The organism is Actinoplanes sp. NPDC049598 (genome assembly GCF_040675435.1).
In the GTDB taxonomy this organism is placed as follows: Bacteria; Actinomycetota; Actinomycetes; order Mycobacteriales; family Micromonosporaceae; genus Actinoplanes.
Genome location: NZ_JBFAOX010000030.1, coordinates 74,526 through 90,142 on the forward strand (window position 1 = coordinate 74,526; position 15,617 = coordinate 90,142).

The window sequence follows — 15,617 nt, forward strand, 5'->3', positions numbered from 1 at the left end:
GGCGGAGTGGGCGACCCCTCAAGGGTGGCCGTCCAGCCGACTCACTCCAGCGGCGCGGGCAGGGGCGCCGCGTGCACCACCGACAGGCGGGACACGGCCCGGGTCAGGACGACGTACAGCCGGTTCAGGCCCTTCGGCTCGGCGGCGACGATGTCGGCCGGCTCGTGCACGACCACGTGGTCGTACTCCAGGCCCTTGACCACCGTGGCCGGCACCACCGTGACCCGCGCCTCGGAGTCGACGTCGTCCGGGGTCGCGTGCTCGATGCCCGCGGCCGTGAGGTGACCGCGCAGCCGGTCCACCGCGGCGTCGGCCGCGATCAGCGCGACCGAGCCCTCGTGCCCGAGCGCCGCCGTGACCTCGGCCAGTGTCTCCGCGTCCAGATCGGACGGCTCGGCCACCGGCACCACGACCAGGTCGCCGTCGCGCCGCAGCGAGACGGCCTCGGGCACGTCGACGCCCAGAGCCGGCAGCAGCCGGTTGGCCAGCTCCACCACCACCGCCGGGACGCGGAACCCGACCGTCAGCGGGACCACCTTCGTTTCCGGCTTGCCCAGGTGGCCGAGGGTCTCCTGCCATTGGGGGGCGGCCCACGGCGCGGTGCCCTGCGCGAGATCGCCGAGGACCGTGATCGAGCCGTGCTCGCTGCGCCGGGCGATCGCCCGCGCCTGCATGGGGGAGAGGTCCTGGGCCTCGTCGATCACCACGTGCCCGAAACTGGCGGCGCGCTCCAGCAGGCCGGCCGCCTCGTCGATCAGCACGAGGTCGGCCGCGGTGAACTTGGCCGCCTTGACCGTGCGGGGCGGCCTGGCCCAGCGGATCGCCTCCTGCTCCTCGGCGCTGAGCAGGTCACCGGCCACGAACGGGTCGGTCAGCACCTCGGCCACCAGCGCCTCGGGGGTCACGGCGGGCCACGCCTTCTCCAGGAACTCGGTGACCGGGGCGATCTTGCTCATCTTGCGGAGCCAGCCCTCGGTCGGCGAGTTGCCGGTGCGGTACTCCGACTGCCGCTGCAGAAGACCGACCACCCGGGCCCGTACGCGGTCGCGCCCGACCGCATAGGGAAGGCCCTCACGGCGGGCCTCGTCGACGATCCGGCGCAGCGGCTCGGCGTCGATCCGCCAGCGGTACGAGCCGTCGGACACCATGATCGGGTCGGTCGGCTTGGTGAGCCGCCCCCACAGGGCCTTGCGCAGCACCTCGGCCATCCGGGAGTCGTTCTTGACCAGCGCCGCCGCCGGGCCGTCGACCGCCCGGACCGGCACCCGCCCGACCAGCTCGTCCACTGTGGCCTGCTGCACTTCCACTTCGCCCAGGGCGGGCAGGACGGCCGAGATGTACGAAAGGAAAGCCGTGTTCGGCCCGACGATGAGCACCCCGGAGCGCCGAAGCCGCTCGCGGTGCAGATAAAGCAGGAAGGCGGCCCGGTGCAGGCCGACGGCCGTCTTGCCGGTGCCGGGCGCGCCCTGCACACAGATCGAGTCGGCCAGCTCGGCCCGGACCAGCTCGTCCTGCTCGGGCTGGATGGTGGCGACGATGTCACGCATCGGGCCGACGCGCGGGCGCTCGATCTCGGCGGTCAGGATGCGGCTCTTCGTGCCGAGCTCCTCGCCGCGGTCGAGATGCTCGTCCTCGAAACTGGTGAGCTCGCCCTTGACGAAACCGAAGCGGCGGCGGACGGCCACGCCCTGCGGATCCCGCACGCTGGCCCGGTAGAACGACCGGGAGAGCGGGGCCCGCCAGTCGAGCACCATCGGCTCACCGGCGTCGTCGGTGACGTGCCGCCGGCCCACGTGATAGGCCGCGTCGTCGATGTCGAGCCGCCCGAAGAACAGCGGCGTGGTGGGATCGTCGGCCAGCTCCTTGACACGGCGGGCCATGTGCCGGCCGAGCTGCTCCGCGGTGTACGCGTCACCGGCCACTTTGTCGCCGGTCGAGAAGAGCGCCTCGGCCCGCCCCCTCATCCGGGCGAGCGCGGCCCGCGACTCGGTCAGGTGGCGTCGTTCGTCTGCTAGTTCGGTGTCCAGGTCGAAAGCGGGCACGGTTCATCCTCAGGCAGGGTGTTCCTGGCTGCTCGCGTATCCGGCCTTTTCCGATGGCCGGCGCGGGGGGACGTCCGCTGCGGTGCATGCTCACCACGGCCGTCGAGCGGCCCTCGACACTACGCGCAACCGGCCTGCCACTCCACCGAATAATGGACACATGACGGACGGGCAGAGCAGGCGGATCTCGGATCCCCGGGTCATGCGGGCCTTGGCGCATCCGGCCCGCATCGAGATCATGGAACACCTCAACAACAGCGGGGCCGTCGTCACCGCGACCGAGTGCGCCGCCGTGGTCGGCCTCTCGCCCAGCGCCACCAGCTACCACCTGCGTGAGCTGGCCAAGTACGGGCTGGTCGAGCAGGCCCCGAGCCGTGGCGACGGGCGCGAGCGGGTGTGGCGCAGTCCCGCCAGCGGGTTGCGCATCGACACCGAGGGGTCCTCGCCGGACACCGTGGCGGCATCGCTGGCGCTGGTCGAGGTCTTCCTGCAACGCGATCTGCAACGCACGCGGGAGTGGGTGGCCCGGCAGCCGAACGAGTCGGATCAATGGCGCGACGTGGGCGACATGACCAGCCTCGAGCTCCTGCTCACGGCCGACGAGTTGCGGACGCTGTCGGCCCAGGTCATGGAGCTGGTCGCGCCGTACCGACGGCGCGATCGTCAGTCGTCCGCCCCCGAGGGGGCCCGCCGGGTGCACGTCAACTACAGCGCTTTCCCGGAGGAGGGGTAGCGATCACGAGATGTGAAGGATTATTTTCGAAGTATGTCTTTCACATCTTCCGATGGTCGGCGCCCGCGGTCCGCGGCGCCTGACAAGCCGGGCCAGGGCGGGGGCACACTGGGCGAGCGGGGTGGGTCGCGGTGGGGTGATGTTTATCTGGTTGTCGGGTCTCGGGCGGTTTCGGTCTGTGGGGACTTTCTGGCGGCGACCACGCTCGCGCTGGTGTTGCAGGAGGCGGGGCATGGCGGGCTGGCGATCTCTGGGCTGATGCTCGCCGCGGGGCTGCCGCCCGCGCTGTTGGCGCCGCTCAGCGGGCGTCTGGCCGATCTGGGTGACAGTCGCGTCATTCTGAGCGTGACGGCTGCGGCGCAGGCGGTTGTGTGCGCGGCGCTGGCCTTCGTGGCCAGCCCGGTGCTGATCATTGCGCTGGTCGCGCTGCTGGCCTGTGGGCTCGCCTTCACCCAGCCGGTGCTGTCGGCTCTGCTGCCCGACATGGTCCGGCGTGAGGACCTGGCCAAGGCCAGCGGGATCAGCCAGACCGCGGGCCAGATCGGCGTGCTCATCGGTCCCGCGCTGGCCGGCATCCTGGTCGGGCAGACCGGCTCGCGGGTGCCGTTGCTGATTGATGCCGCTACCTATCTTGCGCTGGTCGTGGCCGCCCTGGCCATGCGCACCCGCCGGCGTCGCGCCACCGCGGCCGGCGCGAAAAGGGCGCAGCTGGCCCCGTACCGCCTGCGGGACGACCGGACGCTGGCCGTGGTCGTCGGGGTGCTGGCCGCGATCGTTCTCGGGATCGCCGCGATCAACGTCTTCGACGTCTTCTTCATCCGCGAGACGCTCGGCGCCTCGGCCACGCTCTACGGCTTCGTCGCGGCCTCCTGGACGGTCGGCATGCTGGCCGGTTCGGTGACCTTCGGCCGGTTCCCGCCGCACCGCATCACGCCGCTGGCGATGGTGATCGTGGCCAGTGGCAGCTGCGTGCCGTTGATCGGCGCGGCCTTCGCGAGCAACGCCTTCTGGGTCGTCCCGCTCTGGATCGTCGGCGGCTTCTTCAACGGCGCGATCAACGTCTTCGTGATGGTGTTCGTCACCAGCCGTACGCCGCCGGCCGCCCGGGGCCGGGCCTTCGCCGCGATGAACGCGCCGATCCAGGGCGCCGGCATGATCGGGCTGCTGGTGGCGGGTCCGCTGGTCGGCCAGTTCGACCTGCGGCTGCTGGTCGGAGCCACGGGCGTGGCCGGGTTGGTGGCCGCGCTGGCCGCCCTGCCGATCGTGCGACGTGAGCCACCATCGGCCCCGGCCGCGGGCGGATCCCACTGGGTGAGAGATAGCGTCGGGTCATGAGCGACAGCGCCGGTCGGCCCCGGGTCGGGCACATCCAGTTCCTCAACTGCCTGCCGATCTACTGGGGCCTCATGCGCTCCGGCGCCCTGCTCGACGTCGACCTGCACAAGGACACCCCCGAGCGGCTCAGCGCCAGCCTGGTCGCCGGTGACCTCGACATCGGCCCGATCACCCTGGTCGAGTACCTGCGCCACGCCGACGAGCTGGTGTTGCTGCCCAACCTCGCGGTCGGCAGCGACGGCCCGGTGCTCTCGGTCAATCTGATCTCCACCCGGCCGCTGGCCGAGCTCGACGGCCGTCCGGTCGCCCTGGGCTCCACCTCGCGCACCGGCGTGCTGCTGGCCCAGATGCTGCTCGCCGAGCAGTACGGCGCCGAGCCGGAGTACTTCCGCTGCCCGCCCGAGCTCACCCAGATGCTCATCGAGGCCGACGCCGGCGTGCTGATCGGCGACCCGGCGCTGCGCGCGATGTACGAGGGGCCGCGGCTCGGCCTGGAGGTCACCGACCTCGGCGAGGCGTGGAAGAAGTGGACCGGCCTGCCGATGGTCTTCGCGGTCTGGGCGGTCCGCAAGGACTTCGCCGCGGCCCACCCGGGCGTCGTCAAGGACGTGCACGAGGCGTTCCAGCGCTCGCGTGACCTGTGTCTGGGCGAGCTCGACGAGGTGGCCACCGCGGCCGCGCGGTGGGAGCCGTTCGACGCCGAGACGCTCGCGACGTACTTCCGGGTGCTCGACTTCTCCCTCGGCGAGCGGCAGATCGCCGGTATGCGAGAGTTCGCCCGCCGTGCGGCGGCTAGGGGGGAAGTTCCGCCGCTTCCGGCCGAAGGCCCGGTTTTCGCCGAAGTTTGATCTCCAACCGCGGAAGCTCTACGCTCCCGGGACTCTCAGCCGACTCATAGAAAGCTCGGCTGATTCCTAGGAACGGTGACCATGCGCCTCCGCTCTCTCGCCATCCCCGCCGCTATCGCCGCTGTGGCCCTCGGGGGGCTCGCCGCGCCGGCCCAGGCCGCGCCGTTTGACGAAGAGCCATTCGTTGACTTCTACGTGCCCGAGCAGGTCACGGTGATCCAGGGCAAGGCCAAGACCGTCCAGGTCGAGCTGGTCAACCTGGGCCAGGCGCCCGCCAAGGACGTCGCCGTCACGTTCAGCGACGTCGACGCGGGTCTCGGCCTCACGCTGCCGGCCGGCTGCGACGCCACGAGCTGCAAGGTCGACCTCAAGCCGGGCAAGGTGACCAACCTGGCCATCACGCTGAAGCCGACCGGCGGCAAGCTCGTCTCCCACTTCACCGTCTCCGCCGGCGGCTGGGACAGCGAGGTCACCGTCCTGCGCTCGACCGGCGGGGTCGACCTCGAGGTCGCGCCGATCGCCGATATGAAGCTCAACCGCGGCCAGGCCAAGGACGTGCCGATCGTAGTGCGCAACGCCGGCAGCGAGACCGTCGACTCGATCGGGCTCGCCCTGGTCTCCGAGCCCGGCGTCGAGGCGCTCACCAAGTACCGCAACTGCGTCACCGAGGTCGAGGGCGAGAAGATCCCCGGCGTGCTCTGCTTCTTCCCGCAGGAGTTCGCCCCGGACACGACGTTCACCGTTCCCTCGGCCACCCCGGTGCAGCTCAAGCTGCGTACGGACGCCGGTGGCCCGTACACCTACGGCGCCGCTGTCTCGGCCATCGGCGTGAAGGACTCGGTGGCCGACGCGCTCGCCGCGAAGACCGGCCCGGTGCTGAAGCTCGAGGCCAAGCGCACGTCGGCCGTCGACATCCCCGACGACAGTCAGGTCCCGGACGACCTGAACGAGGAGGACAACGTCGCGTTCTTCGGCGTCGAGGCCGGTAAGTCGGCGGCCGACAGCGCGGCCATCGGTGGCGCCTTCACCGGCGCGATCGGCGACGAGACGACGGTCAAGGTCGGCGTCCGCAACCTCGGCCCGACCAGCGTCGTCCCGCTCATCGAGGACTGGTACGCGGCGGTGCACGTCACCGTGCCGACCGGCCTGAAACTCACCAATGTGGACCCGGCCTGCGTCCCGGGCATCGGCGTGCCGGAGGACTTCGACGGCGTCGACAAGGAGACCAACATCGACGGCCGGGTCTACACCTGCCTGCCCGGTGAGCTGCCCAAGGGCGGGCAGTCGCTGTTCACCTTCACCGGCACCATCACCGAGGAGAAGGTCACCGCCGGTTCGGTCACGGTCGACGGCGGCGTGCAGGACGGCAACGCCAAGAACGACAAGGCGGCCCTGACGCTGACCCTGACCGGTGGCGGCCAGGGTGGGGGCGACGACGAGGGCGGCCTGCCCGTCACCGGCGCCCCGGCCGGGTGGGTCGCGCTGGGTGGTGCCCTGCTGCTGATCGCGGGCGGCGTGGCGGCGTACGTCTTCCGCCGCCGGCACATCGTCACCAGCGCCTGACCGCAGTGATCAAGGACCGTCCCGGGCTCACCGGGGCGGTCCTTGTTTGATAGGAAGATCGCATGGGCTACCAGTTCGACGCCGACACGGCGGTGACCGGCGCGGACGGGCGCTGGTCGGCCACGCTGACCGACGACTGGTCGATCGCGGCCGGGGTGCCCAACGGCGGCTACCTGTTCGCCGTGGCGCTGGCCGCGGCCGGTCAGGTGGTGCCCGAGCAGCGGCTGATCACCGCGACCGCCCACTACGTGCGGCCGGGGCAGGACGGGCCGGCCGAGCTGGCCGTGGAAGAGGTCAAGCGGGGGCGGCTGACCAGCACCGTCGCGGTCGCGCTGAGCCAGGACGGCAAGGAGCGGGTACGGGTCGTGGCCACGTACGGCGATCCGGTCCTGCAGGAGGCGCCGGTCCAGCACCCGATCGCGGCGCCGTCGATCCCGGCGCCGGACGACTGCGCCGCGCCCCACTCCGAGCCGGCTGTGGCCATCGGCGCGACGATCTCCGAGCGTTTCGACTACCGGGTGCTGCCGGCCTCGCGCTGGGTGGGCGGCGAGGGGCCGGGGGAGGCGCGCCTCGACGGGTGGATCCGGTTCGCCGATGGGCGGGAGCCCGACCTGGCCGCGCTGCCGTTCTTCGCCGACGCGTTCCCACCCGCTCTGGGGGAGCTGGTCGGGTTGGTGACCGTGCCGACGCTCGAGTTGACCGTGCACGTGCGCAAGCAGCCGGCGCCCGGCTGGGTGCAGGCCCGCGTCGAGGCCCGGCACATCGCGCCGGGCCTGGTCGAGGAGGACGCCTACCTGTGGGACAGCACCGGCTCGCTGGTTGCGTTGTCGCGCCAGCTGGGGTTGTGGCGTGCTTGAAAACCCACACCGGCCGGAAGCCGGGTGACCGGCTGGAGTGGCACCCAGCCGGTCCCTCGAAGCGGGTGCCGGTCGTGATTGCGTACCTATGAAGTGAGCAGCTGGTCCAGCGCCGCGACGTCCTCCGCCGAGAACTCCCACGCGCCGGCCGCGGCATTGGCCTGGACCTGCTCGGCGCTGGTGGCGCCGGCGATCACGCTGGTCACCGCGGGCCGGGCGGCCAGACCGGCGATGGCCACGTCGAGCAGGCTGTGGCCCCGCTCGGCGCCGAACGCGGTGAGCGCCTCGATCTTGTCCCAGTCGGCGGCGTCGAGGAAGCGCTGGTAGCGGTCGAGCGAGAGGCGGGTGCCGGCCGCGGGGGTCTCGCCGCGCTTGTACTTGCCGGACAGCAGGCCGGAGTCGAGCGGGAAGAACGGCAGCAGGCCCAGGCCGAAGTGCTCGCAGGCCGGGACGACCTCGGTCTCGACCTCGCGCTGGAGCAGGCTGTAGCGGTTCTGCGCGCTGATGAACGGGGTGTGACCGGCGGCCCGGGCGGTCCAGTCGGCGTCGGCGATCTGGTAGCCGGCGAAGTTGGAGTGGCCGAGGTAGCGCACCTTGCCCGAGCGGACCAGGTCGTCGAGGGCGGCCAGGGTCTCGTCGATCGGGGTGGCCGGGTCGGGCTCGTGCATCTGGTAGAGGTCGATGTAGTCGGTCTCGAGCCGGCGCAGCGACGCCTCGACGGCGCGCACGATGTAGCGACGGGAGCCCCGGGCGCCGAAGTCGTTGCCGTTGAGGCCCTCCATGTTCATGCCGAACTTGGTGGCCACCACGACCTCGTCCCGGCGGCCCTTGAGGGCGGCGCCCAGGCACTCCTCGGAGGCGCCGTGCGGCGTGCCGTAGATGTCGGCGGTGTCGAACAGCGTGATCCCGGCGTCGATGGCGGCGTCCACGACCTCGCGCGTGCCGTCGGCGTCCAGCTTGCGGCCGAAGTTGTTGCAGCCGATGCCGACGACGGAGACGACCAGGCCCGAGGGGCCCAGCCGGCGGTAGCTCATCTCACTCATGAGCACGACCTTATGCCCGTTCGTACCGTCGTTGGCCCAGGACGGGGTTACATCGCCGTCTATCTATTGACACGGGTTGTTAACAAATCCGACGCTCGGGTGAGAGCGCTCTCCCCCTCATCGGAGGTTCCCCGTGCGCAAACTCCTGGGTCTCCTGGCCGCCGCGGTCCTGGCCGCGCCTCTAGTGTCTCCACCGGCGGCGTCCGCCGTCGGCCCCGCGGTGCTACCGGTCACCGTCACCAACAACACCGGCCGCGGCGACGCGGTCTACCTGTACGTGATCGGCGTACAACTGTCCTCCGGCCGGCTCGGCTACGTGAACCAGGCCGGCACCTTCACGGCGTGGAGCGGCGGGGCCCTGCCCCCGGTGGCCGCGCCCGACGTGTCCATCGCCGGCGCCGGCAACGGCGGCAGCTCGACCATCAACTTCCCGCGCGGCTTCTCCGGGCGGGTCTACTTCTCGCTCGGCACGAAGCTGAAGTTCTTCCTGACGCCGGACGGGCTCGTGCAGCCGGCGCCGTGGGCCGGCGGGGACGCCAACCGCGACATCCTCTTCGACTGGAGCGAGTTCACCTACAACGATGCCGGGCTGTGGCTGAACAGCTCGCAGGTGGACATGTTCGCCGTGCCGCACGCGGTCACCGTCACCGGCGCCTCGGGCGCGACCAAGCGGACGGGTGACCTCGTGGCCAACGGCCGGGACACGGTCATCAACACGATCCGCGGGACCTCGGGATGGGCCAACACCGTCTACACCCGGTCCGACGGAACCGTGCTGCGGGTGCTGGCGCCCGGTAAAGCGGCCGGGGCGGGCCTGCTGAGCAGCAACTACCTCGACTCGTACATCGCCTCGGCCTGGAACGCCTATGCGTCGAAGACGCTGACCGTCGTGCCCTTCGGCGACCAGCCGAACACCCGCTACTTCGGGCGCACCTCCGGCAACACGATGGTCTTCACAAACTCGTCGGGTGCGCAGGTGGCGTCGTTCAACCGGCCCTCCTCGGCCAGCGTCTGGGGCTGCGACGGCGACCTGCCGGCGCCGAACGACCAGGTCGTGGGCCCGATCTCACGGACGCTGTGCGCCGCCCTCAACCGGGGCACGCTCGGCACGATCGACACTCAGCCGAGCACCAACGCGGCCGACTTCTACCGCAACAGCCCGACCAACGTCTACGCCAAGGTCATCCACGCCAACATGGTCGACGGCAAGGCCTACGCCTTCGCGTTCGACGACGTCGGCGCCTTCGAGTCGCTCGTGCACGACGGCGACCCCCGGTCGGCCGGCATCGTGCTGACGCCGTTCAGCGGTGGTGGCACCACGCCGCCGCCCGCGAGCAACGGGGTTCCGCTGATCAGCGCGCTCAACAACAAGTGCATCGACGTGCCGAGCGCGAACTTCTCGGACAGCGTCCCGCTGCAGATGTGGGGCTGCAACAACACGAACGCCCAGAAGTGGACGTTCAGCGGCGGCGCCGTGAAGAGCCAGAACAACAAGTGCATGGACGTGACGGCGGCCGGCACGGCGAACGGCACGCCGATCCAGCTCTACACCTGCAACGGCACGGCGGCGCAGCAGTTCGTCCTCTCGGCCGCCGGTGACCTGGTCAACCCCCAGGCCAACCGCTGCGTCGACATCAAGGACGTCAACTCGGCCGACGGCGCGCGGCTCCACCTCTGGGACTGCCTGGGCGCGGCCAACCAGAAATGGCGCACTTCGTAACACTGCTCGAGGAGGCCGGCCGGGCACGAGCCCGGCCGGTCACTCCTGCAGGTCGCGGTAGGCGGGTCGCAGCAGATCCACCAGCGGGATGTGGCGGACCTTCACCGTCGGCGCGTCCAGCGCCCGGAGCAGCAGCTCGGGCGGCACGGTCACCCGCGACGGCCGCTCCCGCAGCCGTCCGAGGCTGATCGCCGGGGCGTAGAAATCGGTCAGCCGGGCGTCCAATGGGGACTCCTCGACCGCGAGCGGGTCGACCGCCGGCGCCGGCTCGGGCGTGCCGCGCAACGCGTCGAGCAATTCGTCGCGGGCACGGCCGCGCCAGGCCAGCACCAGGAACGGGTCGTCGTCGAACGCCTCGGCCAGCACGTAGAGCACGGCCGAACCGTGCTTGCACGGAACGCTCCAATCAGGACAACTGCATCGGATGTCCAGCCGCTCCGGGAACAGCGGCGCCTCGTGGGCCGCGAACAGTTCGACGATCTCGTGCGGCATCTCGCCCGCGAGCAGGGCCGCGCGATACAGCGCCTGCGCGCCGAGCGCGTCGGTCAAAGTCGTCCACTGTGCCTCGTCGAAGGCCGTGATCTCGATCGTGACCTCGTACGGCTTCGGCCTGGACCCCTGCACCCGGGCCGTGACCCGCCCCGAGGCGAGACTGAAATCCATGACCTGGCCCTTGCGGGCGTAGGCGCGCCCGCGCGCGAGCCGGCCGCCGTCACACACCTGCTCGAGGACGTCGACGAAGCGGCGCGACCACCACTGCTCACCGATCTTGCCGCGCTTGGCCCGGACGGCGATGCCACCGTCCACTTCGATCGGACGACCCGACTCGAAAAACCGTCCTTTGGGGTCGGTCGGCACGTCACCTCACCGCCGCGGGGTCGAGCGCGAACAGCTCACGCAGCTGATCCGTGCTGAGATCGGTGATCCAGTCCTCGCCGGTGCCGACGACCGAGGAAGCCAGCGCCTTCTTCCGCTCGATCATCGCGTCGATCTTCTCCTCCAGCGTGCCGGTGCAGATGAACTTGCGGACCTGCACGTTCCGGGACTGTCCGATGCGGAACGCCCGGTCGGTCGCCTGGTCCTCGACCGCGGGATTCCACCACCGGTCGAAGTGGACGACGTGGTTGGCCGCGGTCAGGTTGAGGCCGGTGCCGGCCGCCTTGAGCGACAGCAGGAACAGCATCGGCTCGTCGTCGTTCTGGAAACGCTCGACCAGATCGTCGCGCTTCGCCTTCGACAATCCACCGTGGAGCCACAGGACCGGGCGATCGAGATGCGCGGCGAGGTACGGCTGCAGCAGGGCACCCCACTCCGCGTACTGGGTGAAGATCAGGGCCTTGTCGCCGTCCTCGATGATCTCGCCGGCCAGCTCCTCGAGGCGGGCCAGCTTGCCTGAGCGGGCGGGCAGCCGCGAACCGTCCTTGAGCAGGTGGGCCGGGTGGTTGCAGACCTGCTTGAGCTTGGTCATGGCGGCCAGCACGTTGCCCCGGCGCTGGATGCCCTCGCTGCCCTCGATCTCGGCTAGCATGTCCTCGACCACGGCCTGGTAGAGCGTGGCCTGCTCGGCCGTGAGCGTGCACCAGACCTTCATCTCGTTCTTCTCCGGCAGGTCGGAGATGATCGTCTTGTCGGTCTTGAGCCGGCGCAGCACGAACGGACCGGTGGCCCGCTTGAGCGCCTCGGCCGCGACCTCGTCCCGGTGCACCTCGATGGGCTCCTGGAAGCGCCGGCGGAACCGCTTGACCGGGCCGAGGATGCCGGGGTTGCAGAAGTCCATGATGGACCACAGCTCGGCCAGGTGGTTCTCCACCGGCGTGCCGGTGAGGGCGAGGCGGGTGCGGGCCGGCACGGCGCGTACGGCCTGGGACTGCCGGGTCCCGCTGTTCTTGATCGCCTGGGCCTCGTCGCAGACCACGCGGCCCCAGTCGGCCTTCTTCAGGGTTTCGAGATCGCGGGTCGCCGTTCCGTACGTGGTGAGGACCAAGTCCGAATTGTCCACTGTGTCAAGAAATTCGTCGCCGCGAACCCGGGTTCCGCCGTGGTGCACGTAAACCCGCAGTGACGGGGCGAATCGGGCGGCTTCCTTCTGCCAGTTGCTGACCAGGGACATGGGACAGATCAGGAGTGTCGGTCTCGCCGCGTTCCGGGCCCGCTCGGCCAACAGGAGCGACAGGGTTTGCGCGGTCTTGCCGAGGCCCATGTCGTCGGCGAGGATGCCGCCGAGACCGAGCCGGGTCAGGAAGTGCAGCCAGGACAGGCCCCGCTCCTGGTAGGGCCGCAGGCTGCCCTGGAAGGTGGCCGGCGTCGGCACCGGCTCCATCCGGTCGGCCGCCTGGCCCGACAGCAGGTCGCCGAGCATGCCGTCGGCGTCGACCTCGACCAGCGGCAGATCCTCCTCGCCGCCGTCGACGACCTGCTGGAGCACCTCGCCCGCGGTCAGCTCGCCCTCGCGCCGCTTGGTCACGGCCTTGAGCGCGGCCCTCAGCTGGCGGTCGTCGAGCTCGACCCACTGACCGCGCACCCGGACCAGCGGCACCTTGAGCCGGGCCAGCTCGGCCAGCTCCTCGGCGCTGACCACGCCGTCGCCGATCACCAGGTCGAGCCGGAAGTCGACCAGCTCCTGCAGGCCGAAGCCGGAGTCGGCCACGGCCCGGGTCGCGGTGCCCTTGGCCTTCTTCGACCGCGTGGTCAGCTTGAGCCCGACCGCCTTGCGCCCGGCCCAGGCCGGGAGCTGCACGCCGAAGCCGGCCGCCTGCAACAGCGGCGCCGCGTTGCGCAGGAAGTCGTGCGCCTCGGCGGTGTCGATCGTCATCCGGCCCGGCTCCTGATCCCGCAGGGCCAGGCTGAGCAGCCGGTAGAGCCGCACGGCCCGGCCGAGCCCGGCCAGCAGGAGCTCGTCGGGCCGGGCCGGCATCCCGGGGAAGCGGCCGCCGGCCCAGACCTCCTCGGCCGGCAGGTAGAGGCTCGGGTCCTCGGCCGACTGCAGCGCGAACTCGAGGCCCCACTCGTCGGTCTCGGGTGCCGGCTCGAACAGCCGGAAGCTCACCCGGACCGGGCCGTTCGCCTCGTGCGCGGCCCGCAGCCAGTCGTCGAGCGCGGTCCGCAGCTCGCGCTCCTCGGCCGGGCGAGCACCCGGCAGCGTGGGATCGTCGGCGGTGAGGGCGGCGATCCAGCGGTCGGGCAGCGGCGCCTTGGGGCCGGCCCGGTGGCCGTGCAGGATCCGCTCGGGCATCACCGAGCGTGCGCCGGAATCGACGAGATGATCGAGCGCGTTGCGCAGCGTGACCGCCACGCCGTCGCCCGTCGCCCGCACCGAGGGCGGCATCCCCTCGGCGAAGTCCCGGTAGGCGGCCGCGTCCGAGCCGGTGAGCACGGGGCGCCAGCGGGCGGTGGCCACGCCGTTCTCCGTGACCAGCTGGGGCAGCATCCGGCCGCGGCGGGCCAGGTCGCACGCGTAGCCGGCCAGGACGCAGAGATAACGCAGGTCGGCGGCGGCCAGCCAGTCGTCGTCGGGCTCCGACAGCTCGCCGAGGATCTCCATCGCGCCGGCGCCGGGCACCAGCCGGACCGGCACTCGCCAGGAGGCCAGCTTGATCCCGCGTCCGCTCGACTCGACGCCGGTCTCGGGGGAGGGGACGGGGCCCCGCGCCGTGCTGGGCAGCTGGAGCGTTCTCGTCGAGGTCGTCGCCGACAAATCGGGCAATTCTTCGACGGGGGCCGCGAACGGGTGAGGCCGGTCGGCCGCTCGCGACGTGGTGGTCAACGGGCGGCCGGGATCCTCGCCCCAGAGCATCAGCTGCCCGTCAGCCCAACCACCATGTACGACGAGCACACCCACCCCCTGGAACGACCGCCATCGAGAGTAACGACCCATGTGAGAGGTGCGCCGCTGACGGCGCGGCCCCGGCGGACGTACTCTTCGGTACGTGACGGCGAACCAGGAGATCGACAGCATCCTGCAGCGAGCGGCCGACGGCGGGCGGATCACGCCCGAGGAGGCGCTGCTCCTCTACACGGAGGCCCCGTTCCACGCGCTCGGCGAGGCGGCCGACGCGGTGCGCCGCCGCCGGCACCCGGACGGCATCGTCACCTACCTGATCGACCGCAACATCAACTACACGAACGTGTGCGTCACGGCGTGCAAGTTCTGCGCCTTCTTCCGGGCCCCCAAGCACAGCGAGGGCTGGGCCCACCCGATGGAGGAGATCCTGCACCGCTGCGGCGAGGCGGTCGATCTCGGGGCGACGCAGGTGATGCTGCAGGGCGGCCACCACCCGGAATTCGGGGTGGAGTACTACGAGAACCTCTTTGCCTCCGTCAAGCAGGCGTACCCGCAGCTCGCGATCCACTCGATCGGCCCGAGCGAGATCCTGCACATGGCCAAGGTCTCCGGGGTCTCGATCGAGGAGGCCATCCTGCGCATCAAGGCGGCCGGGCTCGACTCCATCGCCGGCGCGGGCGCCGAGATGCTGCCCGACCGGCCGCGCAAGGCGATCGCCCCGCTCAAGGAGAGCGGCGCCCGCTGGCTCGAGGTGATGGCGGTCGCGCACCGCAACGGCCTCTCGTCGACCGCGACCATGATGATGGGCACCGGCGAGACCCACGAGGAGCGCATCGAGCACATCCGGATGATCCGCGACGTGCAGGATCTGGCCGTGGCCAACGGCTACCGCGACGACGCCGTCGAGCAGGGCCAGGCGCCAGGAGAGTCTTCAGACCGTTCAAGGGCGGGTGGTGGGGCGGTAGCCGGGGGTTTCCGGGCCTTCATTCCCTGGACGTATCAGCCGGAGAACAACCACCTCAAGGGCCGCACGCAGGCCACGACGATGGAATACCTGCGCTTCCTGGCCATGTCGCGGCTGTTCTTCGACAACGTGTCCCACCTGCAGGCCTCGTGGCTGACCACGGGCAAGGACGTCGGCCAGCTCTCGCTGCACATCGGCGTCGACGACCTGGGCTCGATCATGCTCGAGGAGAACGTGATCTCCTCGGCCGGCGCCAAGCACCGGTCGAACCTGCACGAGCTGATCTGGATGATCCGTACGGCCGACCGGATCCCGGCCCAGCGCGACACGATCTACCGGCACCTGGCCGTGCACCACACGCCCGAGGACGACCCGACCGACGAGCGCGTCGTGTCGCACTTCTCCTCGATCGCGATGCCCGGCGGCGGCGCCGGCCGCACCCAGCTCCCGGTGGTCGGGGTCTCGTAACGGTCACGAAAGTCACGGGTAGATATCGAGAACGCCCTGTTCGGGGGGTACGCGTTGACCGTTCGGTCAGGTGCGGCTCGGCGAACCGGGGAGGGCTGATTGCTCCTTCGTAACGAGGGCCGTGAACCTCTGTTCCGGGCTTTGTCCCCCTGGTTACGTTGCTCTCGTAAAACCTGAGACTTCTACCGGGGACCTGGTTCCCGGTGATGGTTGCGGACCCGACCGATGGCGGTCGTATATATAACGCACAAGGAACGGGCGGG

Annotated in this window: 11 protein-coding genes; 7 read left to right on the forward strand and 4 right to left on the reverse strand. The window is 70.8% G+C overall.

Annotation, left to right across the window (positions count from 1 at the left end; all coding sequences use genetic code 11):
- Window positions 1-41: 41 nt before the first annotated feature.
- A complete protein-coding gene (locus AB0J66_RS42110; protein WP_364673073.1) occupies window positions 42-2,042 on the reverse strand; it encodes an AAA family ATPase in 2,001 nt (666 codons plus the stop codon).
- Window positions 2,043-2,202: 160 nt separating this feature from the next.
- On the opposite strand from AB0J66_RS42110, the gene AB0J66_RS42115 reads away from it, so the two are divergent.
- From AB0J66_RS42115 to AB0J66_RS42135, 5 genes are all read left to right on the forward strand, one after another.
- Window positions 2,203-2,775: a winged helix-turn-helix domain-containing protein gene (locus tag AB0J66_RS42115; RefSeq protein ID WP_364673075.1), complete on the forward strand. Its 573-nt coding sequence runs from the start codon at window positions 2,203-2,205 to the stop codon at window positions 2,773-2,775.
- 147 nt (window positions 2,776-2,922) lie between these two features.
- Window positions 2,923-4,110, forward strand: coding sequence for an MFS transporter (locus tag AB0J66_RS42120; protein WP_364673117.1), 1,188 nt, complete (start codon window positions 2,923-2,925; stop codon window positions 4,108-4,110).
- Window positions 4,107-4,958, forward strand: coding sequence for a menaquinone biosynthesis protein (locus AB0J66_RS42125; protein WP_364673076.1), 852 nt, complete (start codon window positions 4,107-4,109; stop codon window positions 4,956-4,958). Before AB0J66_RS42120 ends, AB0J66_RS42125 begins: the two co-directional genes overlap by 4 nt.
- Before the next feature lie 81 nt (window positions 4,959-5,039).
- Window positions 5,040-6,521 (forward strand): LPXTG cell wall anchor domain-containing protein, encoded by a 1,482-nt coding sequence (locus tag AB0J66_RS42130; RefSeq protein ID WP_364673078.1) that lies wholly within the window; start codon window positions 5,040-5,042, stop codon window positions 6,519-6,521.
- 62 nt (window positions 6,522-6,583) lie between these two features.
- Window positions 6,584-7,378 carry a thioesterase family protein gene (locus AB0J66_RS42135; protein ID WP_364673080.1) on the forward strand — a complete coding sequence of 265 codons (795 nt, stop codon included), beginning with the start codon at window positions 6,584-6,586 and terminating at the stop codon, window positions 7,376-7,378.
- A gap of 86 nt (window positions 7,379-7,464) precedes the next feature.
- Here the strand turns inward: AB0J66_RS42135 and AB0J66_RS42140 are convergent, their stop codons facing one another.
- Complete coding sequence (locus AB0J66_RS42140) at window positions 7,465-8,421, reverse strand: aldo/keto reductase (protein ID WP_364673082.1); 957 nt, start codon at window positions 8,419-8,421, stop codon at window positions 7,465-7,467.
- A gap of 133 nt (window positions 8,422-8,554) precedes the next feature.
- Between AB0J66_RS42140 and AB0J66_RS42145 the strand changes: the two genes are divergently transcribed.
- Window positions 8,555-10,141 carry a beta-1,3-glucanase family protein gene (locus tag AB0J66_RS42145; protein ID WP_364673084.1) on the forward strand — a complete coding sequence of 529 codons (1,587 nt, stop codon included), beginning with the start codon at window positions 8,555-8,557 and terminating at the stop codon, window positions 10,139-10,141.
- A 39-nt stretch (window positions 10,142-10,180) separates the two neighbouring features.
- Here the strand turns inward: AB0J66_RS42145 and AB0J66_RS42150 are convergent, their stop codons facing one another.
- Together AB0J66_RS42150 and AB0J66_RS42155 are read right to left on the reverse strand one after the other, a co-directional pair.
- Window positions 10,181-10,999 (reverse strand): SWIM zinc finger family protein, encoded by an 819-nt coding sequence (locus AB0J66_RS42150; protein ID WP_364673085.1) that lies wholly within the window; start codon window positions 10,997-10,999, stop codon window positions 10,181-10,183.
- Window position 11,000: 1 nt separating this feature from the next.
- Window positions 11,001-13,973 carry a DEAD/DEAH box helicase gene (locus AB0J66_RS42155; protein ID WP_364673086.1) on the reverse strand — a complete coding sequence of 991 codons (2,973 nt, stop codon included), beginning with the start codon at window positions 13,971-13,973 and terminating at the stop codon, window positions 11,001-11,003.
- Window positions 13,974-14,067: 94 nt separating this feature from the next.
- On the opposite strand from AB0J66_RS42155, the gene mqnC reads away from it, so the two are divergent.
- A complete protein-coding gene (gene mqnC, locus AB0J66_RS42160) occupies window positions 14,068-15,354 on the forward strand; it encodes a cyclic dehypoxanthinyl futalosine synthase (protein WP_364673088.1) in 1,287 nt (428 codons plus the stop codon).
- Window positions 15,355-15,617: the final 263 nt, after the last annotated feature.